Genomic DNA, 22,275 nt, shown 5'->3' with positions numbered 1-22,275 from the left:
GCAATGTAACCCTGGTTACATTGCCAAGTTACTTAATCTAGGTGCTTAATTAACCAAGCTATTGCGTCGGCGTATACAGGCGTCATCAGCGGTTCTAATTTCGCTAAACTTGCTAGTAATTGTGAACGCTCTGCAATGCTGATGTTTATGTGGCCAACTTTACGCCCTGGACGAACGTCTTTGCCATACCAAAATACCTCCACCCCTGGCACGCATAGCCACTGATGATTGTACTCAACACCAATCAGATTAAGCATCACGCTTTGGGTTTTAACCAAAGGTTGCACTAAGGGCAAATCTGCCACGGCTCGAATATGCGCCTCGAACTGACTAAGGCTAGAGCCTGCTTGGGTCCAGTGGCCGCTGTTGTGTACGCGAGGTGCTATCTCATTAATCAGCAACTTATCGCCAACCTGGAAGCATTCCATGGTCATTACACCCACGTAATCTAGCGAGTCCATTAGCTTACCGAGCATATTTTCAGCCTGGCCCTGAAGGCTAGCTTTACTCGCAACCGGTGATACCGTGGCTAATAAAATACCTTCATGATGCTGGTTAATCGCTAGTGGGTAGAATGCGGTGTCACCGTTGGCATGGCGCATACCAATAAGTGATACTTCTTCGTCGAACCCTATCGCTTGTTCTGCAATACAATGATCTAACCAGTCTTGTGGAATGGCACGTTGTTCAGCGTTGCCACTAAGTTTTAACCAATGCTGGCCTTTGCCGTCGTAGCCGCCAGAGCGCTGCTTTAGCAATACTCGTTCGCCTAACTCAGCAAACAGTTGTTCAGCGCTGTGACCTTGTTTTACATCTACCCAAGGGGCGGTGGCTAAGCCTAAGCTGTCGAGCAATTTCTTTTGGCTTGCTCGGTCTGCTAGCTGAGCTAAAGCCGGGCTGTTAAGAAAGCTTGAGTGTTGAGTAAGCTGTTCGGTGGCTGGCGTTACAGGCCAGTGCTCGCGCTCAACGGTAATAATGTCGTTGGCAGCGATATCAAAGGTATCAGTCTCGTCAGTTTCTACTGGGCGAACCTCAATGTTTAATGGTTGCGCTGCGTGTTTTAGCATTGCTCCCAATTGGCCCGCACCTAAAATCCAAATCTTATTCATTTTGCTTACCACTACTCAGCTACGCGAGGATCTGGGTGGGCTAATACTGATTCTGTTTGGGCACTGCGGAAAGCCTCGATACGCTCAGCTAGTTCTGGGTTAGTGGTAGCTAAAATCTGTGCAGCAAACAATCCCGCGTTATAAGCACCAGCAGTGCCAATGGCAAGAGTACCAACTGCTACGCCTTTTGGCATTTGGGCAATCGATAACAAGCTATCCATACCGTTTAAGGCTTTACTTTGAACTGGCACACCAAGTACTGGTAAACGGGTTTTAGACGCTACCATGCCTGGCAAGTGAGCTGCGCCGCCGGCACCACCAATAATCACTTTAATACCACGGTCGGCAGCGTTGGCTGAAAATTCCATTAATTTGTCGGGAGTGCGGTGAGCACTAACTACTTCAACCTCAAATTCAACGCCCAATTGTTCTAGTACTTCGGCGGCGTTTTCCATAGTTGGCCAATCACTTTTTGACCCCATGATGATGGCAACTTGTGGTTGTGGCATTGTATTCTCCTCGACTTAAATAGCACAGTGGTAACACGTTTCTTAGCGGCAACAAAATTGTTGTCTACTTGCGCGCGCAGTTTGCCAGCCTTACCCGCTAAGGTCAATATTAGCGCAGTGTTAGCCTGCAAAATCGAATTTTGTTCTAGCTGTACAGTGCTTTGTTTGGATAAAAGTTCAGGTGCTTGCTATTTTTGTGATGTTTACTGCTTAATCAATACGAATTGAGTAGATTTGGACTACTGTTAAATGAGTACAGTAGCCTATAGCTAACAATAGAATTCATTAGCCTCTAAGGAGAGAAGCAATGTGGAAACTTGTGGTTATTTTATCTCTACTCAGTGCCCCGCTAATGGCAGCTAACGTAGAGTTGCGTTTGCCTGCTTATTCCGATGATTCACACATTTTTTATCATGAACTATTAGAGCAAGCCCTGCTTGAAGCTGGGCACCAGCCGGTGATTGATGTTCCCTCATCTAATTTACCGCAAAAGCGGGCTGAGTCGATGCTACGTAATGGCCAATTAAGTTTGGTGTGGCTGTTAGCGTCGGCCGAGCGTGATAAAGACCCAAATTTCACTCCAGTTCGTGTGGGCTTAACCAACGGCTTAATTGGTCACCGACTATTGTTGGTGCCGCGCTCTGAGGTTGATGCTTATCGTTTTGTAAATACGCTAGAAGACTTTCAAAAGCTGGATAAAACCGGTGGTTTTGGCAAAAATTGGTTTGATGTAGATGTATGGCAAGCTAACAAGCTAAAAACCGTTGAGGTTGATGGTGAGTGGCGTCGTTTGTACAAAATGGTGGCTAACCATAAACGCGGTATCGACTACTTCTCGCGAGGATTTACCGAGATTGTTAATGACTCACTACAACACCCTTATTTAGCGATAGAGCCCTATTTAATTTTGCAGTATGAGCGTGATTTTCAGTTTTACGTGAGTAACTCTCAGCCAGAGCTGGCGGCCATTATTGAAGATGCTTTAAAAAAGGCTGAAGACAGTGGCTTGTTGGATAAGCTGATTGAAGAATACTGGCGAGAAGACTTTGATTTACTTAATTATCGCCGACGGGTAAAAATTGAGTTGGCTACACCTAACTAGCACTTAACAAAGTGCTTCAATAATCTCTAAGGGATAACCCGCTTGGCTTTGCACTTTTGCTTCCAGTTCTAGTTCGGCTGCGCGTAAAGGATGTTGTTCATTCCAGGTGGGCGGAAAACATAGCCGCCAATCCTCTTCGGCTTGAAACACGCTTATCTTAGGTACGCTACCTTCGGTGCGGCGCATGCACACGATAATCGCAATGCGTAATAATCTAGCCAGCACCAAAGCTTCGGGCTTTTCTAAGGCATTTTGTTGAGCAAGAAGTTCGCTTTGCCAATCACCACGCTGGTTTAACAAGAGGCAGGAAACAAAGTGTTTTTGTGCGCTGGTAAAACCGGGCAAATCTGAATGATCAATAATATATGCGGCGTGTTGGGGCGCTTTCTTAAACTCAATGTTTAACCCTACTTCATGGAACATGGCTGCCCACTTCAGCAGACTTAAGGCACGATTACTAAGCTTGGGTATTACTTGTTGCGCCATAGTTAAGGCGCAGTTTGCTACGCGTTCGGCGTGTTGATTGTCGATGCGATGACGTTTTACAAAGCTTTCTACGGTGCGGGCTCTTACACTACTGGTATCTTTTTGGCTAAGTAGGCCATATACCAGTCCTTCACGTAAGGCACCTCCGGCCAAGGAAAGTGACTCTATCTGCAGGCTTTCGAATAGCGCAATTAATATCGCTAAACCAGATGCAAATACCGGTTTTCGCTCTTCAAGCAAACCTTTAATATCAAGCTTTTCAAGCGTGCCGCAAGCAACCACTTGTTGTTGAATTGCCTTTAGTTTTTGGTAGGTAATACGTTCATCAAGACCTTGAGCGGTCACAATTTCTAACAGTGCTTGAATAGTACCTGAAGCACCCACGCTGCTTTGCCAACCTAGACGGCGATAATCGCTAAGTACTGGGGAGATCACTTCTTTAGCCGCATCAATGGCTAGCTCAAAGTTGGTTTCGCTAAGCTCTTGTTGGAAGAAACGTTTTAACCAAGTAACACAGCCCATATCTAGGCTGTTCAGTAGCAAGGCTTCGCTTTGCTCGCCGACTACTAGCTCGGTACTGGCACCACCAATATCAATGACTAAACGCTTACCGCTGCCGCTGCTGGTATGTGCCACGCCACGGTAAATAATTTTAGCTTCGGTTTCGCCGCTAATGATATGGATCTTGTGGTTGAGAATTTTTTCGGCTTGCTGCAAAAACTCATCAGCATTAGTCGCGCGACGCAAAGTAGCTGTGGCAACGATTTTAATTTGCGCTTCTGGTATATCTCTTAGCTGCTCGGCAAACAAGCTCAAGCATTGCCAACCACGCACCATGGATGCGTGATCGAGCTTGTCGTTGGCATCTAAGCCTGCGGCTAAGCGCACCTTTCTCTTCACCTTGGCAATGGTTTGCACGCTTCCACTCAGCTCCCGCACAATTAACATGTGGAAGCTGTTGGAACCTAAATCAATGGCTGCATATAGGGGTGAAACTTTAGACACGCTGTTCCTTGAATCTACTGCTTAGTGACGCTGACGTCGCTGGTTAGAGTGACCGCTATTACCGCGACTATTTTTGCGGTTACCGCCACGGCTATTATTACCTTTGGTGCGATGGATTCGCGTTGCCTTGGGTAAATCACGCATTAGCGCCTCGGTATCATATTGGCTTACCGGCACTGGGTGCTTAATGTACTCTTCTATGGCAGGTAAATTAAATACGTACTCTTCACAGGCAAGGCTAATGGCATGGCCACTTGCGCCAGCACGACCTGTTCGGCCAATACGGTGCACGTAATCTTCGGCATCGTCTGGTAAGTCATAGTTGAAAACATGGGTTACCGACGGAATGTGCAAGCCACGGGCTGCAACATCGGTAGCGACTAATACGTCAAGTTTACCTTCGGTGAACTGTTCTAGTATTTGCACTCGCTTACGCTGCGGTATATCACCGGTTAGCAAACCAACGCGATGTTTGTCGGCACTTAAGTGGCCCCAAATATCTTCACAACGGTGTTTAGTATTAGCAAAAATTATGGCGCGTTCTGGCCACTCTTCTTCTATTAGAGTTTGCAACAAGGCCATTTTGTCGTCGTTAGACGGGTAAAACAGTTCTTCTTGAATGCGAGCGCCGGTCATTTGTTCGGGCTCTACAATAACGTGTTCCGGTTCGTTCATATGCTCAAACGCTAATTCTTTTACCTTAAAAGAAAGCGTGGCTGAGAACAGCATGTTTAAACGCGCTTTTGGCTCTGGCATGCGGCGCATTAAATAACGAATGTCTTTAATGAAACCAAGGTCGAACATGCGATCAGCTTCATCTAATACCATGGCTTGCACGGCATTTAAGCTAAATGCACCTTCTTTGAAGTAGTCGATCATTCGCCCGGTTGTACCGATAAGAATGTCTACACCTTCATCTAAAGTGGCACGCTGACTGGCATAACCTTCGCCGCCATAGACCAAACCCAACTTGAGACCCGTTGCTTTAGCAAGTAAGCGAGCATCGTTATGGATTTGAATAGCTAATTCGCGAGTTGGTGCGAGAATAATCGCACGCGGTTGATTTTGTTGACGCGTTTCGGGCACTGCTGTGGTTAGCAAATGATTAAACGTAGCAACTAAAAAGGCTAGAGTTTTCCCCGTACCGGTCTGAGCTTGGCCCGCAATATCTTTACCAGTGGTTAAGATTGGGAGGCTTTGCGCTTGGATTGGGGTGCAATTGTGATAGCCGTGCTGCTCTAAGGCGGTTAATACCTTATCTTGCAGTCCTAACTCGGCAAATCGGAGTTCTGTTAAATGTGTTTTGCTCATTGCGTAAGCATATCACAGCTAAGTGGCACTACCAGCACCCATTCTTGGTAAATGTGTTGAGTTGTTTGCGGCTGTGATCTAAGCGCTGAGAATTTGCAGTTAATTCCCATGGATGAATCCGCTGCAGACCCTAGTTACTTGTAATTATATCGGTCTATTGCCTTTCTTTATTTACTAGCGAGATTTTGTGAGCAAAACCAAATAGGGGTGATTCGCTAGCACTTATGTTAATTGGTAGTAGCTTAGATTCCCTTGGAATGAGCTTAGGCTTGCATTCATTGGTCGGATCATTTCAAATAGTCATGAAATTATCGAGACAGATAACATAGAATTTTGGAGTATTAAATGAGCGATAAATTAGTTCAGTTGAGCGATGACAGCTTCGAGGCAGACGTACTAAACTCAAGCACACCAGTACTAGTTGATTTTTGGGCTGAATGGTGTGGACCTTGTAAAATGATTGCACCTATCCTTGACGAAGTTGCTGACGAATACGATGGCAAAGTAGTGGTAGGTAAGCTAAACATCGACCAAAATGCTGGTACACCGCCAAAGTTTGGTATTCGCGGAATTCCAACGTTACTGCTGTTTAAAGACGGTAAAGTAGCTGCTACCAAGGTTGGTGCACTATCAAAAGCCCAACTAACAGCGTTTTTAGACGAAAACCTGTAGTAACAATGTGAGCAGGTCGACATTCGTTGCCTGCTTTTGCTGGATCTTTCCCCACATTAGTGCTAATTTTATTTTCGAATTTTTCCTACGCCCGTAATAAAGGCTACCTCTTGGCCGACTAAACAGTCGAGTAAGCTTCTCTACTATACCTAACTCATGCTGCCGTCAGCCTATTTCGATAAAAATTGAAAACTCACCATTATGAATTTAACTGAGCTAAAAAATACCCCCGTCCATGAACTGATTACGCTAGGCGAGTCAATGGGCTTAGAAAATCTAGCCCGCTTACGCAAGCAAGACATTATCTTCTCGATCTTAAAGGCTCACGCGAAAAGCGGCGAAGCGATTTTTGGTCATGGTGTGCTGGAGATTTTGCAAGATGGCTTCGGCTTTTTACGTAGCGCCGACAGCTCTTACTTAGCTGGTCCTGACGATATTTATGTTTCTCCAAGTCAAATCCGTCGATTTAACTTGCGTACCGGTGATACGGTAGAAGGTAAGATTCGCCCGCCTAAAGAAGGTGAGCGTTATTTTGCATTGCTTAAAATTGGCATAGTTAACCACGACAAGCCAGAAAACTCGCGTAACAAAATCTTATTCGAAAACTTAACCCCGCTGCACGCTAATGATCGTTTGCGTATGGAGCGTGGTAATGGCGCTACCGAAGACATCACAGCACGTGTATTAGATTTGGCTTCACCTATCGGTAAAGGCCAACGTGGTTTGATTGTTGCTCCGCCAAAAGCTGGTAAAACCATGTTGCTGCAAAACATTGCGCAAAACGTGGCATTTAACCACCCTGAGTGTGAATTGATTGTATTGCTAATTGATGAGCGCCCGGAAGAAGTAACCGAGATGCAACGTTTGGTTCGTGGTGAAGTAATTGCTTCTACCTTTGACGAGCCTGCTAGCCGTCACGTTCAAGTAGCTGAAATGGTAATTGAAAAAGCCAAGCGTTTAGTTGAGCACAAGAAAGACGTAATTATCTTGCTTGATTCAATTACTCGTTTAGCGCGTGCTTACAACACAGTAATTCCTTCTTCTGGTAAGGTATTAACCGGCGGTGTAGACGCCAATGCATTGCACCGTCCAAAACGTTTCTTTGGTGCGGCTCGTAACGTAGAAGAAGGTGGCAGCTTAACTATTATCGCTACTGCACTTGTAGATACCGGTTCTAAGATGGACGAAGTTATCTACGAAGAGTTTAAAGGTACCGGTAACATGGAGCTGCACTTAAGCCGTAAGATTGCAGAAAAACGTGTTTACCCAGCAATCGACATTAACCGCTCTGGCACACGTCGTGAAGAGTTGTTAACTAGCGCCGACGAACTACAAAAAATGTGGATTTTGCGCAAAATTGTTCATCCAATGGATGAAACTGGCGCCATGGAGTTCTTAATTGATAAATTGGCTATGACCAAAACCAATGATGAATTCTTTGACGCGATGAAAGCGCAGAAGAAGTAAGTTAAAACTGGCCGTTAATTCGGCCAGTTTCGTTTTGGATGATGAAACGCTTACTGCTACTTCTTGGGCTATTATTTCACCTGTCTGCTCAAGCGGAGCAGCAAGGTCCTAATCCGCCCTCACAACCACTTTATCAAGATGTGCCGCTAATGATATTGCAGCGCAGCGTTGATACCTTAATGCAAAATCAGCCCGCTTGGGTGATTGATCTACTGCCTTATTTACGCCCTCATGATAGAGAGGTTTTGCTTTTTGAAAGCCTGCGTTATTTACATCAAAATAATCATATTCCAGACCAAACTTTAAAAAACTGGTTACTAGAACTGGCTTCCGAGCGACCAACAGTGCGCGAAGCTGCAGTCATCGACGGCTATGAAGTTATTCGTCCTAGTTTTGATTACCCTGCCCTGGCGCGAAGTTTAATTCTTAATAAAGTATCGGCAGAACGCTCACAGCTTTATTTAAGTGAACTGTTGCGAGATGAATTTCAATGGTCATTGATCTTTAGAAAAAACAATCCGTTACTATTGGCGCAGCAGTTGGATGTGATGCGGGCTTTTAGGCAATTAACCCCAGAGCAGCTTGAATATGTAAAGCTGCATATGCCTGATCGTTTGTATTTTCCAGATAATAACGTGCGAGTTGCTATGGCAATTGGTATTGGCAGTGATGAAGCCTTGGCCGAAGTACTGAGCCTGCCAATGGATCAATATAGTGTGTCATTGCTTGAGTGGCTCATTCAGCGACTACCGGCAGAGCGTGCCTATCACTTGCTTCGCGGAGCAGCAGAAAATTCAGAACTGTTGTATTTTTCATACAGTGCTATTGCCCGTTTGGGTCGAGTATATCCTCCCGCTGCCCAGTTTATTTTGGCGCAGTTTAGAGAATCAGAACACCAAGAGTTGGCTGCAATGGTAATGATTGAGATGCAGTCTCAATAACTACACAAGCCAAAAACCAGGTTATTACAATGAAATATAAAGACTTGAGAGATTTCATTGATTTGTTAGAGCAACGTGGAGAGCTCAAACGAATCAGCTTAGAAGTGTCTACCGAACTGGAAATGACCGAGATTTGTGACCGAACTTTAAAAGCCGGCGGTCCAGCCTTATTGTTTGAGAATGTAAAAGGCCATTCAATGCCAGTATTGGGTAACTTGTTTGGTACCCCCGAGCGTGTTGCTTTAGGCATGGGTCAAGAGTCAGTGTCTGCCTTGCGTGAAGTAGGCACTTGGTTATCTTATCTAAAAGAGCCTGAGCCGCCTAAAGGGCTAAAAGAGTTATGGGAAAAGCTGCCCATATTTAAGCAAGTGCTTAATATGCCAACTAAAAAGCTACGTTCTGCGCCCTGCCAAGAAATTGTATGGAGTGGTGATGAGGTGGACTTAGATAAGTTGCCGATTCAGCATTGCTGGCCGGGGGATGTTGCGCCGTTGGTTACCTGGGGGTTAACTATTACCCGAGGTCCTTATAAAAAGCGCCAGAATTTAGGTATTTATCGCCAGCAAAAGCTAGCCAAAAATAAGCTTATTATGCGTTGGTTATCACACCGTGGTGGTGCTATTGATTTTCGCGAGTTCCAAGAACTCAATCCGGGTAAACCTTATCCGGTGTCGGTGGCGCTGGGCGCTGATCCGGCAACCATTCTTGGCGCCGTGACGCCTGTTCCAGATACCCTATCGGAATATGCCTTTGCCGGTTTACTGCGTGGCGGTAGGACCGAAACTGTTCAATGTATAAGTAATGACCTAGAAGTGCCTGCCAGTGCTGAAATAGTTCTAGAGGGTTATTTAGAGCCTAATGAAACGGCTCCAGAAGGCCCTTATGGTGACCATACCGGCTACTACAATGAGGTTGATGAGTTTCCGGTATTTACCATTACTCACATTACAATGCGTAAAGATCCTATTTACCACAGCACTTATACCGGCCGTCCGCCAGATGAACCGGCTGTGTTGGGCGTTGCCTTGAACGAAGTTTTTGTGCCTATTTTGCAAAAGCAGTTCCCAGAGATTGTAGATTTTTACTTGCCACCAGAGGGCTGTTCTTACCGTATGGCGGTGGTCACCATTAAGAAGCAATACCCGGGGCATGCTAAGCGGGTGATGTTAGGGGTTTGGTCTTTCTTACGGCAGTTTATGTACACCAAGTTTGTCATTGTTTGTGATGATGATATCAACGCCCGTTCTTGGCAGGATGTAATATGGGCTATTACTACCCGAATGGATCCAACACGCGATACTACATTAATCGATCATACACCCATCGATTACTTAGATTTTGCATCACCCGTCTCCGGTTTAGGCTCAAAAATGGGTATGGATGCAACCAATAAATGGCCCGGTGAAACCAATCGGGAGTGGGGCGAAGTAATTGAAATGGCTCCAGAAGTGAAACAGCGTGTAGATAGTATTTGGAATCAATTAGGCATAGACTAATGACCAACAATTATCGAGTAACAATAGCGCAGCAAGTATTTAGTGTTGGGCCTCAGCAAAGTATTCTTGAAGCCGCTTTAGCGCAGGGCATTGATTGGCCACATCGATGCCGTCAAGGTGGTTGCTGTAGTTGCTTAGCCAGGTGTAAATCCGGCGAGATTATTTACCATGGAATGGCGCCAATGCTAAGTGAAGCCGAACAAGCCAAAGGTTGGTTTTTAGCTTGCTTAGCCAGTGCAAAATCAGATTTGAATATAAGTTTAGAAGGGTGAAAGTATGAAGCGCATTAGTTGTAAGGTTGCATCGGTCTCGCCGATTTTAGATGATATTTTTAATGTAGAATTACAGCCACAAGAGAGCCAGAGCTTTGTGGCTGGTCAGTACCTGCAAATTGTTATGGCAGAAGATGATAAACGACCGTTTTCACTAGCCAGTTCACCCGAGCAAAGCGATGTACTAGAGTTGCATATTGGTGCCCCAGAAGGCAATCCCTATGCTAGGCAGGTAATTGACAAACTAAAGAAAAGTGGTGAAGTTGAAGTTGAAATGCCATTTGGTAATGCCGGCTTTGACGAGGCTAGCCAGCGACCAATTCTGATTATGGTGGGCGGCACCGGTTTCTCTTATGCTAAATCCATTATTGAACACCTTGTAGATACCGAACAAGACCGCGAAATCTATTTGTATTGGGGCGGACGTAACTTAGGGGGCTTGTATTTGCATGAGTTGGCCTACCAATGGGAAGAGTTAGATCAGGTTAAGTTTGTGCCGGTGCTTGAGCAAGCAATGCCGCAGTGGACCGGTAAAAAGGGCTTAGTGCATGAAGCCGTGCTAGAAGATTTCCCCGATATGAGCGGTTTAGAAGTATACATTGCTGGACGGTTTGAAATGGCTGATGTAGCCAGAACTGCGTTTACTAAGCAGGGCTTGCCGATTGAACAATTACATGGCGATGCTTACGAATTTATTTAAGCATTCTATTTGAATAAAAAAGGCGAGCTAAGCTCGCCTTTTTTGTTTTCAGTTTTTGGTGTTTTAGATAGCCAGTGCCTGACGATAGTAATGAATTGCCTGTTCGGGTTCATCTAGTTGGCGGTGTACCTCAGCTAAACCTTGATAACATTCTGCACTTGGCGCTAGCTTCATGCTTTCTTCAAACAGCGCTTTTGCTTCTTCCCACTGTTGTTGTTGCAGGTGTAATTGAGCAATCAAACGCAGTAAAGCAGCATTTTCTGGGTGTTTACGGCGTAAGCTAGATAGCTGCTGAAGCAAGGGGTGCACGTCGTTCAGGTGTAATTCTGCTGCAACCTCTAATAACTCACTATCAAGATTTCGGTTGATGAGATCGCCAAGCAATTGATAAGCCGCTGCATTGTCGCCAGCGCTAATTAGAGCCCGGCAAGCGGCCGCAGCAATGGCCATCTGTTTCTTTTGTTTACGGGGCATGCCATTCCAGTGTTGGGCTACGGCATCAGAGCCTTGGCTATTGGCGAGTTCCAAAAACAAGCTTTTGTAGGCACTAGATAACTGTGTTTGATAATGGTCGTTGTCAATTAGGCCTGCTTTAAGGGCCAGCGGCAGTAAATCGATATAGCGCTGCCAAAGGCTAAGCTCAGGAAGAATAGTAAGTAACATGCGTTTTACAGCATCTTGCTTGAGGTTCTCATGAGGCAGTTGCTCAATGCTGCTTAATGCTGCACTGTAGTTTTGTTGCTTAAGTTGCAGGCGAGCTTGAGTGATTAATACTGCGGCATCGTTATTGGTGATGCGGGTTGCTTGCTCTAGGTACTTATCTCGTTTTTTATCTTGGCCTTGCTCTTGCGCCGCTTCAGCTGCGGTTAAATAGTTTAGTGCAGGTGCGTCGCTTAAATTGGCTGCTTTACTCACCAGTTTTTCGGCACTTTGATAGTCGCCGCGCATCATGGCCAGCATACCTTGCTGGGTATGGCTGTTAGCTTTTTGCTTACGACGGTGACCCCACCAAGCACCGCTACGGGAAAAACTTAACCATAGCCAACGAGCTAGCCATAGGCTGAGTAACAATACACAAAAGCAAATAAAGCTAAGGAATAATGCACTGGTGACCGACATTTCAATGGTGTAATTATCGAAGGCAATCAGCACGTAGCCCTTATTGCCCGCTAGTTGCGGGCCTAGCGCTAAACCCAGCGCGAGACAGACTAAAAGAACAATGATTTTAACCATTACTCAGCTCCTTCTAAGGAAGGCAATAAGCGTTGTTGGCGCTCTTTAATCGCTTGTTCGGCGGCGCCTAGGCTGCTTAATTGTTCTGGCAGTTTATCGACAATTTCTAGTTGTTGTAGTTGCTTTAAGTCTTCAATCATCGCTTGGGCTTGGGAGTTTTGAATGAAAAATTCACTCACCCATTGTTCGGCGCGTTGTAATTTGGCTTTAAATAGTTCGCCTTGCGAGCGGAACAATGCCTGCTCGGCTTGTTGTAATTGAAGTTTCAGGTTTTCTTTTAAGTACCAGGCGTGCTGTGGCTCAATAAGCGCCTCTACTTGGCCATCGCGGCGGCGCACAGTAATAAAGTTTTCGCTAAACTTACGCCAGCTTTTGGCTAGATTGTCTTGCCAGTCGGCGCTGTCAGCACTTAGTTGATTGTCTTGTGCTGCTACCGCTTCTGGCAGTTCAATTTCCGCCAGTTGTAGGCTTTCTGCTTGCTGCAATATGCCTTCTAAGCGAAATGCGATGCCTTCTTTATCTACCAATGGAATGCTTTTTAGCAATTGCACGTCGGTATTAATCGCGCGCCGCAATGGTAACAAGTGTGGGTCGTCGGCATTGTTTATGCTGTTGTCGGCCTCGGTGAGCAGGGCAATAGCAGTAACTGGATCTTGCTCTAGCCACAGTTTATAAGCAGCTAATTGCAACAAATAGTTGGCTTCGTTGAGTCGCCAATGGTTAGCATCTTTAATATTCAGTAAGGCTAGTTGGCGTTCTATGGTTTTGCGGTTTTGCTCGGTGAGTTCTAGCTGGGCTTGCAAAGCGGCCATGGCTTGATTTTGCCCTGCAACACTTTGCGATAATTCATTGATTTGATTATTGCTGCTAGCTTGCGCGCTAATTAGGTTTTGTTCTTTAGCTTGTAAAGTGGTTTTTAAAAGTTGTAGCTGAGTATCTGCGTGCTCCCTAAATTGGTGTCCATGCCAATATAAACCTACAGCAATAGATAGGCTGAGAATAATGGCAATAATGGCCAATATTTTTGCTAGTTTGTCGCCTTTGGCGGGAGCTGATGGTGTGTTGCTAGGGGGAGGCGTAGCGGCAGCGCTGCTGGTTGGTTGTTCTTTAGCACTGCTTGAATCGCTAATGTCGGTAGCCTTTGTTTGACTATCTGATTGTTTATTTTTGGTCATTTTCATTCCTTGCAGATGACTGCATTCGCGCTAACGCGTCGATGCAAGCCTTATCTGATGCGCCGTCGCACAATACTGTATGCATAAAACCTAAGCTGTTTGCGTATTCAAGCAAACGTTGGCTGGGTACCAATAGTTTGGTATTTGTTAGCCACCTTAGTTGCTTAGGTTCACTCATAAGGGTAGTAAGGTGTTTCAAAATTTCACCACTTGTCGCCACAATAGTGTTGATCTGTGACCGCCATTGATCAAGTTGTTGCGTTGAATAGTGCAGCAATTGGCGTTGATAACAGGTGAGATAGTTAACTTGAATGGCTTGTTTTTGGAGCTGCTCTGCGAGCCATTCTCGGCCTTGTTGGCCACGCAGAATATGCGCTTGCTTAATACCTTGCAGTTGATTGTTAATTAGCTCCAGCATGCCTTCGCTATCTTGGCGCGCAGGGACCATGGCCTTCACTCCATATTGCTGCCAACACTCGGCGGTGGCTTTGCCTACCGCTAAATATTGGCAGTTTTGTGGCCAACTAAGGGCGTGTTCTGCAAGATAAGTTTGGCAAGCTTCAACGGCATATTGGCTAACAGCAATGATTAAGTGTTGCTGGTTAACGGTTTTAACTAATGCTGGTAAATCACCAATTTGCTCACTGGCGGTTATTTTAACCATAGGCGCAGCAATGGCTTGATAGCCATTGGCGTGTAACATGCTTACGCACCGTTGATTATGCGGCTCGGGCCGCGTTACAAGTACCTGCACCGCTACCTCTTATTGTTGTTGGTAAACCGCCTTAAGGATCGGTTCAGCCCCCGCATCTAACAGCTGTTCAGCAAGTTGCAAACCAAGCTGTTCCGCTTGCTGGCTGCTGCCAGTAATGTGTTTTTCTATCACTGTAGATCCGTCAAGGGCGCCTACTAGGCCGCGGACAAACAATTGATCATCTTTAAGCTCTGCGTAGCAGCCAATAGGTACTTGGCAGCCGCCTTCTAAACGGCGGTTCATCGCCCGTTCTGCGGTCACTCGTGCTGCTGTTGCTGAGTGATTCAAAGGGGCAAGCAATGCAAGTAAGGCTTGATCGTTGCTACGACACTCTATGCCTACAGCGCCTTGGCCCCCAGCAGGTAAAATTTGCTCAGGCTCGATATAAGCTCTAATGCGGTCTTGCATCTCCAAGCGCAACAAACCTGCGCTGGCTAAAATGATTGCGTCATACTCACCGGCATCTAGTTTGGCTAATCGGGTATTAACATTGCCACGTAAGTCTTTGATTTGAATATCTGGACGTTGCGCCTTAAGTTGGCATTGACGGCGTAAGCTAGACGTACCCACAACCGCACCTTCAGGTAAGTCTGCTAGGTTTTGGTAATTGTTGCTTACAAAGGCATCACGTGGATCTTCGCGCTGGCAAATGCAGTGCAAACCTAAGCCTTCAGGAAATTCCATTGGCACATCCTTCATCGAATGCACTGCAATATCGGCCAAACCTTCCAACATTGCTACTTCAAGCTCTTTAATGAATAGTCCCTTACCACCAATCTTGGCCAGAGGGGTGTCGAGTATTTTGTCGCCTTTGGTGCTCATTGGCAGAAGTTCTACTTCAATGCTTGGGTGGTGACGCTCTAACTCAGCTTTCACAAAATAGGCTTGCCACATGGCTAATGGACTTTTGCGCGTGGCAATTCTGACTTTATTCACAAACACTTACCTCTTTTATTTATCCGGAGATAGTATCACCAGTTAGTTTATAGCCCAAGTAAGCATTACTGGCTTAAAACTAGCCAAAAGTTTGTTTTAGCTTAGGTATTTGTGAGGGTAACTTGCTTAAAATATACCCACTAAAAGTGTGCGTATCTGTTTACCACTATTATACTAACTGTTAAGATGATCACACTTTAGTGATGTCTAAATTACATTAAATACAAACGCGATAAAGCTAGGTAACTTAAACTTGCGAGATACGATTGCCACTCTGCTAGAGAAGGCTAACCAAACTAATCAACACCGAAAGCAGCTAGCATTGCAAACAATGCCAGCCGCTGTACAGCAGGTATTTGAACTGCTGCCTTCGATGTTGCATTACTCGCACCCTTGTATCCCTGGTTTTATTGAAGGCGACGTGCCTAGCGGCGTATGTCAATTTGCGCCAAGTGCTCGCCATGGCATTTATTTGCAGCAGCACTTTTTATGCAGTCCCGAAGAGCCTGAGCATTGTGAGATTCTCGGTTTGTATTCTATGGGCAGTACTGCCACAGTAGGCCAAACCGAATCTAGCGATTTGGATATTTGGGTGTGTCATAACACCGACCTAGCTCCAGAGCGTGTGGCTCTGTTGGCAGAAAAGTGTGAGCAAATCTCTTCTTGGGCTGCCCATCAGGGCGTAGAGCTTAACTTCTTTATGGTGCAAGAGAACCAGTTTAAAACCGGTTCAATTAGCGAATTGTCTAAAGACAATTGTGGCAGTGCCCAGCACCTTCTGTTACTTGATGAGTTTTATCGCACCGCTCTACCACTAGCGGGTAAGCAGCTGGTGTGGTTTGCAGTACCCAGTGATTTAGAACAAAGCTACGACAGTTTTGTGCAGCAGCAATTTGAGCTAGGTGTATTTAATCATGAGCAATGGCTCGACTTAGGCGGCTTAGATACCATTCCTGCCGAAGAGTATTTTGGTTCAGGTTTGTGGCAGCTATATAAGGGTATTGATTCGCCTTATAAAGCGGTGCTTAAAACCATGTTGATGGAAGCCTATTCCGCCGACTATCCAAAGCCTAGCCTACTCGCGGTAGAAGCTAAGCGTTTGATGCAACAGGGCAAAGAGTTTGGCTTAGAGCAAGACGCTTACTATTTAATGCTTAACAAGGTGACCCAATACCTTGAGTCCATTGAAGATTATGCCCGTCTTGATTTAGTGCGCCGTTGTTTTTACTTAAAAAACTGTGAATGTAGCCCGCTGCCGAGCGATCTGTTAGATGTTCGTTCGCTAACTTGGCAACAGCGCTTTATGGCTAAACTGGTTAAACAATGGGAATGGCCACAACAAAAAATTGAGCATTTGAATTTGCGCCGTGCTTGGAAGGTGCAAGATGTGCGGTTAGCCCACAGCGAATTGCTAGACGCGTTGATGCTCAGCTATCGTAACCTAATTCGCTTCGCTCGCCGTAACGACATTAGTGAGTCGATTAACCCGGAAGATATCGGCATTTTGTCGCGTAAGCTCTACGCTGCTTTTGAAAGCCTGCCGGGTAAAGTTACCCTAATTAACCCGCAAATTTCTCCCGATTTATCGGAAGCTAACCTTAGCTTTATTCATGTGGGTAAAGGCCGCAGCTGCGCCGAAGGCTGGTATTTGTATAAGCAGCCGTTAACCGGCTTGGAGATTGTCGGCCAGCCTCCATTAGAGCATGCCACCTACATTTCTAAGTTATTAGCGTGGAGTTATTTCAATCAGCTTAAAACTGACCAAACTCAGCTGAGCTTGCATACTCACCCGGGCGATTTAAATTTAGATACGCTTAATCAATTTGCCGAAGATTTACGCCGAGCCTTTCCAGTAAACGTAGATGCAGCCAGCAACTTAGCCTTAACTCGACCTTGTGAAATTCGCCATCTTGGGGTGTTCATCAACCTTGAAAAAGATCCTACCGCCAACTGGGGCGGCAAGGTGATTGAGTTTGATGCTATTTCTACCGATGTATTTAGTTTTGGTCGAGACTCTGATTGCCTAGTGGGTTCGGTAGATTTGGTCTATCGCAATACTTGGAACGAAATTAGAACACTACACTTCTCGGGTGATAGTGCAGTGGTAGATGCACTAACAACCATATTGGGCAAGATGCACCGCGACGCAAATATCCCTGAGCATATTGATGTATTTTGTTACAGCGAAAACTTGCCTGAGCAAATTGGCGCTAACTTTAAGCAACTATTGGTCGAGAGCATTAAAAGCCGTTTGCAGCCTTTGGATAAACGGATTGTTAAAACCATTGTATTGGGTAACGAAAAATACGGTTTGTTTATTGAAGACCGTGGCGTATCGGTGAAAAAGTTAGAAAATGGCGTAGAGTTTTACCGCCAGCTTTCAAACAACAAATTGCAACGTTTGCCCTTGCAGTTAAATGCCGGCAATACCAAAAAAGTGCCTAATGTTGTAGAAGCGCATGCCAGTGAAGGTTTGGTTCAGTACTTCTTTGAAAACCTCACGACCGGCTTCAATATTTACATTGTAGATGAGCATAATCGCATCGAAATGTATCAAGATTTTGAAGGCAGTAAAGAAGAGTTGGTGCAGGGCATTAACCGTTTTTACACCTCTTCTCGCGAGCAATACGGTACCCGTCATGAAGTGGTGAATTTCAATTTGCCGCAGTTTTACGACATTGTTGCTGTAGATGGTCAGTGGCAGGTTGAGTCTTACCGCAGCAGTTAAAAGTTTTACTTCCTCCTTTTTATATCAAGCCTAATACTAACTTGCCGCTATCCCTAAACATAACAATCCTGCTGTCGTCTATGGCTAGTGGCAAGTTGATCTTATTGCTGTAGCGCCTACTATTAGAAGCTCAGTTCTTCACCGCTTTGCTTGGTGATAGACTCCACCAACAGGCTCCAAAACTCGTTACCACTTCTATTACATATCCATTGCTGTTCGGCTTCATGCCACTCAAAGTGGTAGCCGCCAAACTTAGTGGCTAACCAAAGCTGATGCAAAGGCTCTTGTTTGTTAATCACCATTTTACTGCGGTTTTCAAACTCGAGTGTTAGCACGCCACCATTGATGTCACACTCAATATCGAAGTCGTCACTGTCCATGGTTTGCTCGATACGTTCAAAGGCATCATCTACTAGCTGGTGATATTGGCTATCATTCATCACAATCATCCTGTCCTATTGCTTTTCTTGCTTCGAATGCGGATTATAGAGGGCATTCAAAAAAGAATCATGGCTTAATCATGAACAAACAAGCAATTGCCGTTATTTTGCTAAGCATCGGCCTAAGTGGATGTGGTCAAAAAGGACCTTTAGTCCACCCGCCAGCCGAGCCAGAGAGCGCTCCCGAGCAAGTAACGCCAAGCGAGTAAGCAACGCAACACAATTAAGGACAGATCATTGGATTTTTTTAGTTATCAAAACGAGCACTTACATGCAGAACAATGCTCGGTAGCTGATTTAGCAAGTACTTATGGTACGCCTCTATACGTATATTCTCGCGCCACTATTGAGCGTCATTGGAAGGCTTTTGATAAAGCGGCGGGCGAACGTCCACATTTGATCTGTTATGCAGTAAAAGCCAATTCTAATCTGGCAGTATTGAACATTATGGCTCGCATGGGTTCGGGTTTTGATATTGTCTCTGGCGGCGAATTAGCCCGAGTGATTGAAGCTGGTGGCGATCCAAGTAAAGTTGTGTTCTCTGGTGTGGCAAAAACCGAAGCCGAAATCGCTGATGCGCTTAATCACGGGATTCACTGTTTCAACGTTGAGTCTGAGCCAGAGCTTGACCGTATTAGTCGCGTGGCCCAAAGTCTTGGCAAACAAGCGCCAATTTCTTTGCGTATTAATCCAGATATCGACGCGGGTACTCACCCTTATATTTCTACCGGCCTTAAAGAAAACAAATTTGGCATCGCCATTGAGCGTGCTCTTGAAGCCTACGCTTATGCGGCCAGTTTACCGGGCTTGAAGTTAGTTGGTGTAGATTGTCATATTGGCTCTCAGCTCACTGAGATTTCTCCTTTTGTAGAAGCCATTGATAAGTTGCTAGCCCTCATCGATCAATTAGCCGAGCAAGGCATTGTGATTGAGCACTTAGACGTAGGTGGTGGCTTAGGCGTTAATTATGATGATGAAGTACCGCCAGAGCCTGCCGATTACGCCAGTGCTTTAGCCGAGCGTTTAGGCGATCGTAAACTCAAGCTATTGTTTGAGCCTGGCCGTGCAATCATGGCCAATGCTGGCATCTTGGTCTCTAAAGTTGAGTTCTTAAAAATGTCGGAGAGTAAAAATTTCGCCATTGTTGATGCGGCAATGAATGATTTATTGCGCCCTGCCTTATATAGCGCTTGGCAGCGAATTGTCCCTGTTATTAACAAGCCAGAGCTGGCTATGGCCAGCTACGATGTGGTGGGACCTGTGTGTGAAACCGGTGACTTTTTAGGTAAAGATCGCGAATTAGCCATTGAGCCTAATGATTACATTGCAGTGCGCTCTGCTGGAGCCTACGGTTTCACCATGAGCTCTAATTACAACTCGCGCTGTCGCGCCGCTGAAGTAATGGTAGATGGCGACAAAGCTCACCTAGTGCGCGAGCGTGAAGTTTTAGCATCACTTTGGGCCGGCGAAACGCTGCTGCCTGAAGGATAAGCCAATGCTAGTAAACTTTACTAAAATGCACGGTTTGGGAAATGACTTTGTGGTTATCGACAATGTCACTCAAAACGTGTTTTTTAACCAAGAAGTGATTAGCCGTTTGGCTGATCGCAACTTTGGTATTGGTTTCGACCAGTTTTTGGTGGTTGAGCCGCCTTACGATCCAGAATTAGATTTTCACTACCGTATTTTTAACGCTGATGGCAGTGAAGTAGAACAATGTGGCAATGGCGCACGTTGCTTTGCCCGTTTTGTTGTAAATAAAGGGCTAACCAATAAACGCAGTATTGGCGTAAGCACTAAGTCTGGCAAAATCGTTTTGCATGTTGAGAACGATGGCCAGGTGACGGTTAATATGGGTGTGCCGGAATTTGAGCCAAGCAAAATTCCGTTTAAAGCTAAAAAAGCTGAGAAAACCTATATTTTGCGTGACCAAGAACAAACGGTATTTGCTGGGGCTGTTTCAATGGGCAACCCTCACTGTGTCTTGGAAGTCGACGACATCAGCCAAGCGCCATTAGAAACCTTGGGAATGCGCTTAGAAAAGCACGAGCGTTTTCCACAAAAGGTTAATGTGGGTTTTAGCCAAATTATCGACGACAAAAATATTAAGCTGCGCGTTTTTGAACGTGGTGTTGGTGAAACCCTCGCCTGTGGCACTGGCGCGTGTGCCGCTATGGTGGTGGGGCGCCAACAAGGTAAGTTGGCAGAGACAGTAAATGTAGACTTGCCCGGTGGGCGTTTACGTATTCAATGGGCTGGAGAAGGCAAACCGGTGAAAATGACCGGACCAGCAACAATGGTTTTTGATGGCCAGGTACATATATGAGTGAGTTTGATCTATCTCAGCCCTTGCTGATTGATGAAAGTTTGGTTGTCGAGTTTCTGCTCGACAATCCCGACTTTTTTGCGCGCCATCCAAGCCTTATTAAGCAACTGCGTTTACCGCATAAAGAAAAAGGTGCGGTTTCCTTGGTTGAGCTGCAAGTTCAGCGATTGCGTGACAAGGTGCTGAGCTTAGAACAAGAAATCACCGATCTAATGAGTGTGGCCAGCCTCAATGAGCGTATTTACCATGTTTATGTAGATTTGCTGCCAGACTTAATGGCTTGCGATTCGTTTGCCGAATTACAGCATCGCTTAAGCCGAGCCTTAGTGGATGACCTTGGTGTGGAACGTGTATCACTGCGCTTAAGCCACCAGTTCAACTTAGAAGATCTTTCCCCGGAGTATGGCTTAGAGAAAGAGCAGATTGAGCGAGTAAGAGTGACACGTTTAAGCCAGCAGCCACATTACTTTGGCCGTATGACAAAGGGTGAGCTGGAGTTGTTATTTGATCACACCGACGACATTGCATCGGTAGCGCTAATGCCTTTGGGCAATAACGCAGAGCTGGGCTTTTTTGTGGCCGCCAGCCGTGACGCCGACCATTACGTAGCAGGCATGGACAGTTTATTGCTAACTCAGCTTTGTCAGGTTATCAGCAATTTGTTATTACGCTTAGTTCCTCTTCAGTCAGAGCAGTAAAATCTGATGATGCAGGATGATATAGAACGCTTCCTTCACTATTTAGAAGTGGAGCGTCGTTACAGCCCTGCCACTATAAGTTCCTACCAACGAAGTTTATTACAACAGAGTAAGCTGCTAGAAAATCTGGGCTGTAGCTCATGGTCACAGGTGACCAGCGCCAACGTGCGTAGTGTATTACTTAAGCTTAAAACCAGTGGTTTATCGGCACGCTCCATGGCTAATAAACTGTCGGCATTACGCAGTTTCTATAATTATTTACTTCAGCAACAAAAAGTGAGCCTTAATCCGGTCGCCGGCGTTTCTGCACCTAAGCAAAATAAACCTTTACCCAAGAACCTAGATGTTGATTCACTTAACCAACTGCTCTCAATGCAGGGAGATGATTTAGTCGCTAGCCGAGATTTGGCGATGATGGAATTGTTTTACGCCAGCGGTATGCGTTTAGCCGAGTTAGTAAGCCTAAACGTACAGGATATCGATTTTAAGCAGCGGCAGGTTATTGTTACTGGTAAAGGCAATAAACAGCGTTGGGTGCCTTTTGGCAGCAAAGCGGAGCAGGCCCTCAAACACTGGCTTAAACAACGCCGACTATTGGTGATGGATGAAGAAGAGCCGGCGCTATTTGTGAGTGTAAGGCAGCAGCGAATTAGTCATCGTACCGTGCAAAAACGTTTGCAGTATTGGGCACAACAAATGCAGTTATCTAGTACCTTGCATCCACATAAATTGCGTCATTCTTTTGCAACTCACTTATTAGAAAGCAGTGGCGATTTGCGGGTGGTTCAAGAGTTATTGGGCCACGCCAATCTTGCCACCACCCAAGTGTATACCCATCTTGATTTTACCCATCTAGCCACCAGTTACGACGCCGCCCATCCTAGAGCAAAGCGTAAACCTTAAATGAGTGATAGC

Annotated in this window: 22 protein-coding genes; 13 read left to right on the top strand and 9 right to left on the bottom strand. The window is 45.6% G+C overall.

Features of this window, described 5'->3' with window-relative positions:
• Nucleotides 1–32 precede the first annotated feature (32 nt).
• Together purK and purE are read right to left on the bottom strand one after the other, a co-directional pair.
• Nucleotides 33–1,109 (bottom strand): 5-(carboxyamino)imidazole ribonucleotide synthase, encoded by a 1,077-nt coding sequence (gene purK / locus LQZ07_RS23470; protein WP_152785389.1) that lies wholly within the window; start codon nt 1,107–1,109, stop codon nt 33–35.
• Between the two features lie 11 nt (nt 1,110–1,120).
• On the bottom strand, nt 1,121–1,618 hold the full coding sequence (gene purE, locus LQZ07_RS23465) for a 5-(carboxyamino)imidazole ribonucleotide mutase (protein WP_016400088.1): 498 nt from the start codon (nt 1,616–1,618) through the stop codon (nt 1,121–1,123).
• Between the two features lie 307 nt (nt 1,619–1,925).
• Here purE and LQZ07_RS23460 point away from each other — a divergent pair, with 307 nt between their 5' ends.
• Complete coding sequence (locus LQZ07_RS23460; protein ID WP_152785391.1) at nt 1,926–2,720, top strand: hypothetical protein; 795 nt, start codon at nt 1,926–1,928, stop codon at nt 2,718–2,720.
• A 3-nt stretch (nt 2,721–2,723) separates the two neighbouring features.
• Here LQZ07_RS23460 and gppA read toward each other — a convergent pair whose 3' ends face one another.
• Together gppA and rhlB are read right to left on the bottom strand one after the other, a co-directional pair.
• A complete protein-coding gene (gppA, locus tag LQZ07_RS23455; protein ID WP_256471340.1) occupies nt 2,724–4,211 on the bottom strand; it encodes a guanosine-5'-triphosphate,3'-diphosphate diphosphatase in 1,488 nt (495 codons plus the stop codon).
• Nucleotides 4,212–4,232: 21 nt separating this feature from the next.
• Nucleotides 4,233–5,522, bottom strand: a complete 1,290-nt coding sequence (gene rhlB, locus LQZ07_RS23450; protein ID WP_152785393.1) for an ATP-dependent RNA helicase RhlB — start codon at nt 5,520–5,522, stop codon at nt 4,233–4,235.
• A gap of 345 nt (nt 5,523–5,867) precedes the next feature.
• On the opposite strand from rhlB, the gene trxA reads away from it, so the two are divergent.
• From trxA to fre, 6 genes are all read left to right on the top strand, one after another.
• A complete protein-coding gene (gene trxA / locus LQZ07_RS23445) occupies nt 5,868–6,194 on the top strand; it encodes a thioredoxin TrxA (RefSeq protein WP_016400082.1) in 327 nt (108 codons plus the stop codon).
• Between the two features lie 201 nt (nt 6,195–6,395).
• Nucleotides 6,396–7,661 carry a transcription termination factor Rho gene (rho, locus tag LQZ07_RS23440; protein WP_040306731.1) on the top strand — a complete coding sequence of 422 codons (1,266 nt, stop codon included), beginning with the start codon at nt 6,396–6,398 and terminating at the stop codon, nt 7,659–7,661.
• A 38-nt stretch (nt 7,662–7,699) separates the two neighbouring features.
• The gene (locus LQZ07_RS23435) at nt 7,700–8,602 is read left to right on the top strand and encodes a hypothetical protein (protein WP_152785395.1); all 903 of its coding nucleotides are present in this window, start codon (nt 7,700–7,702) and stop codon (nt 8,600–8,602) included.
• Nucleotides 8,603–8,631: 29 nt separating this feature from the next.
• Nucleotides 8,632–10,098, top strand: coding sequence for a 4-hydroxy-3-polyprenylbenzoate decarboxylase (ubiD, locus tag LQZ07_RS23430; RefSeq protein ID WP_152785397.1), 1,467 nt, complete (start codon nt 8,632–8,634; stop codon nt 10,096–10,098).
• Nucleotides 10,098–10,370 (top strand): 2Fe-2S iron-sulfur cluster-binding protein, encoded by a 273-nt coding sequence (locus tag LQZ07_RS23425; RefSeq protein ID WP_152785399.1) that lies wholly within the window; start codon nt 10,098–10,100, stop codon nt 10,368–10,370. Before ubiD ends, LQZ07_RS23425 begins: the two co-directional genes overlap by 1 nt.
• Before the next feature lie 4 nt (nt 10,371–10,374).
• Entirely contained in the window at nt 10,375–11,070 is a 696-nt protein-coding gene (fre, locus tag LQZ07_RS23420; RefSeq protein WP_152785401.1) for an NAD(P)H-flavin reductase, read from the top strand.
• A 63-nt stretch (nt 11,071–11,133) separates the two neighbouring features.
• Here fre and LQZ07_RS23415 read toward each other — a convergent pair whose 3' ends face one another.
• The 4 genes from LQZ07_RS23415 to hemC are packed head-to-tail and all read right to left on the bottom strand — an operon-like array spanning nt 11,134 to nt 15,168.
• Nucleotides 11,134–12,303: a heme biosynthesis HemY N-terminal domain-containing protein gene (locus LQZ07_RS23415; protein WP_152785403.1), complete on the bottom strand. Its 1,170-nt coding sequence runs from the start codon at nt 12,301–12,303 to the stop codon at nt 11,134–11,136.
• Nucleotides 12,303–13,478: a uroporphyrinogen-III C-methyltransferase gene (locus LQZ07_RS23410; RefSeq protein ID WP_194164212.1), complete on the bottom strand. Its 1,176-nt coding sequence runs from the start codon at nt 13,476–13,478 to the stop codon at nt 12,303–12,305. Before LQZ07_RS23410 ends, LQZ07_RS23415 begins: the two co-directional genes overlap by 1 nt.
• Nucleotides 13,465–14,181 (bottom strand): uroporphyrinogen-III synthase, encoded by a 717-nt coding sequence (locus LQZ07_RS23405; protein WP_152785407.1) that lies wholly within the window; start codon nt 14,179–14,181, stop codon nt 13,465–13,467. Before LQZ07_RS23405 ends, LQZ07_RS23410 begins: the two co-directional genes overlap by 14 nt.
• A gap of 60 nt (nt 14,182–14,241) precedes the next feature.
• Complete coding sequence (hemC, locus tag LQZ07_RS23400) at nt 14,242–15,168, bottom strand: hydroxymethylbilane synthase (RefSeq protein ID WP_371923300.1); 927 nt, start codon at nt 15,166–15,168, stop codon at nt 14,242–14,244.
• 253 nt (nt 15,169–15,421) lie between these two features.
• Here hemC and LQZ07_RS23395 point away from each other — a divergent pair, with 253 nt between their 5' ends.
• A complete protein-coding gene (locus LQZ07_RS23395; RefSeq protein WP_152785409.1) occupies nt 15,422–17,896 on the top strand; it encodes a class I adenylate cyclase in 2,475 nt (824 codons plus the stop codon).
• Nucleotides 17,897–18,018: 122 nt separating this feature from the next.
• On the opposite strand, the gene cyaY is transcribed toward LQZ07_RS23395, so the two are convergent.
• Entirely contained in the window at nt 18,019–18,342 is a 324-nt protein-coding gene (gene cyaY / locus LQZ07_RS23390; RefSeq protein WP_343212557.1) for an iron donor protein CyaY, read from the bottom strand.
• Nucleotides 18,343–18,416: 74 nt separating this feature from the next.
• Here cyaY and LQZ07_RS23385 point away from each other — a divergent pair, with 74 nt between their 5' ends.
• The 5 genes from LQZ07_RS23385 to xerC are packed head-to-tail and all read left to right on the top strand — an operon-like array spanning nt 18,417 to nt 22,263.
• The gene (locus LQZ07_RS23385) at nt 18,417–18,545 is read left to right on the top strand and encodes a lipoprotein (RefSeq protein ID WP_016400069.1); all 129 of its coding nucleotides are present in this window, start codon (nt 18,417–18,419) and stop codon (nt 18,543–18,545) included.
• 28 nt (nt 18,546–18,573) lie between these two features.
• Entirely contained in the window at nt 18,574–19,827 is a 1,254-nt protein-coding gene (gene lysA / locus LQZ07_RS23380) for a diaminopimelate decarboxylase (protein ID WP_152785411.1), read from the top strand.
• A 4-nt stretch (nt 19,828–19,831) separates the two neighbouring features.
• A complete protein-coding gene (gene dapF, locus LQZ07_RS23375) occupies nt 19,832–20,662 on the top strand; it encodes a diaminopimelate epimerase (RefSeq protein ID WP_016400067.1) in 831 nt (276 codons plus the stop codon).
• Nucleotides 20,659–21,360: a DUF484 family protein gene (locus tag LQZ07_RS23370; protein ID WP_152785413.1), complete on the top strand. Its 702-nt coding sequence runs from the start codon at nt 20,659–20,661 to the stop codon at nt 21,358–21,360. The genes dapF and LQZ07_RS23370 overlap by 4 nt, the downstream gene beginning before the upstream one ends.
• Nucleotides 21,361–21,366: 6 nt before the next feature.
• Nucleotides 21,367–22,263 (top strand): tyrosine recombinase XerC, encoded by an 897-nt coding sequence (gene xerC / locus LQZ07_RS23365; RefSeq protein ID WP_152785415.1) that lies wholly within the window; start codon nt 21,367–21,369, stop codon nt 22,261–22,263.
• Nucleotides 22,264–22,275: the final 12 nt, after the last annotated feature.

The organism is Agarivorans sp. B2Z047 (assembly GCF_023373605.1).
In the GTDB taxonomy this organism is placed as follows: Bacteria; Pseudomonadota; Gammaproteobacteria; order Enterobacterales; family Celerinatantimonadaceae; genus Agarivorans; species Agarivorans albus.
This window is presented reverse-complemented; position numbering and strand designations above follow the sequence as displayed.

Coding starts and splice junctions, on each gene's coding strand:
- purK (WP_152785389.1), bottom strand. CDS start 1,109: ATGAATAAGATTTGGATTTTAGGTGCGGGCCAATTGGGAGCAATGCTA.
- purE (WP_016400088.1), bottom strand. CDS start 1,618: ATGCCACAACCACAAGTTGCCATCATCATGGGGTCAAAAAGTGATTGG.
- LQZ07_RS23460 (WP_152785391.1), top strand. CDS start 1,926: ATGTGGAAACTTGTGGTTATTTTATCTCTACTCAGTGCCCCGCTAATG.
- rhlB (WP_152785393.1), bottom strand. CDS start 5,522: ATGAGCAAAACACATTTAACAGAACTCCGATTTGCCGAGTTAGGACTG.
- trxA (WP_016400082.1), top strand. CDS start 5,868: ATGAGCGATAAATTAGTTCAGTTGAGCGATGACAGCTTCGAGGCAGAC.
- rho (WP_040306731.1), top strand. CDS start 6,396: ATGAATTTAACTGAGCTAAAAAATACCCCCGTCCATGAACTGATTACG.
- LQZ07_RS23435 (WP_152785395.1), top strand. CDS start 7,700: ATGATGAAACGCTTACTGCTACTTCTTGGGCTATTATTTCACCTGTCT.
- ubiD (WP_152785397.1), top strand. CDS start 8,632: ATGAAATATAAAGACTTGAGAGATTTCATTGATTTGTTAGAGCAACGT.
- LQZ07_RS23425 (WP_152785399.1), top strand. CDS start 10,098: ATGACCAACAATTATCGAGTAACAATAGCGCAGCAAGTATTTAGTGTT.
- fre (WP_152785401.1), top strand. CDS start 10,375: ATGAAGCGCATTAGTTGTAAGGTTGCATCGGTCTCGCCGATTTTAGAT.
- LQZ07_RS23415 (WP_152785403.1), bottom strand. CDS start 12,303: ATGGTTAAAATCATTGTTCTTTTAGTCTGTCTCGCGCTGGGTTTAGCG.
- LQZ07_RS23410 (WP_194164212.1), bottom strand. CDS start 13,478: ATGACCAAAAATAAACAATCAGATAGTCAAACAAAGGCTACCGACATT.
- LQZ07_RS23405 (WP_152785407.1), bottom strand. CDS start 14,181: ATGTTACACGCCAATGGCTATCAAGCCATTGCTGCGCCTATGGTTAAA.
- LQZ07_RS23385 (WP_016400069.1), top strand. CDS start 18,417: ATGAACAAACAAGCAATTGCCGTTATTTTGCTAAGCATCGGCCTAAGT.
- dapF (WP_016400067.1), top strand. CDS start 19,832: ATGCTAGTAAACTTTACTAAAATGCACGGTTTGGGAAATGACTTTGTG.
- LQZ07_RS23370 (WP_152785413.1), top strand. CDS start 20,659: ATGAGTGAGTTTGATCTATCTCAGCCCTTGCTGATTGATGAAAGTTTG.
- xerC (WP_152785415.1), top strand. CDS start 21,367: ATGATGCAGGATGATATAGAACGCTTCCTTCACTATTTAGAAGTGGAG.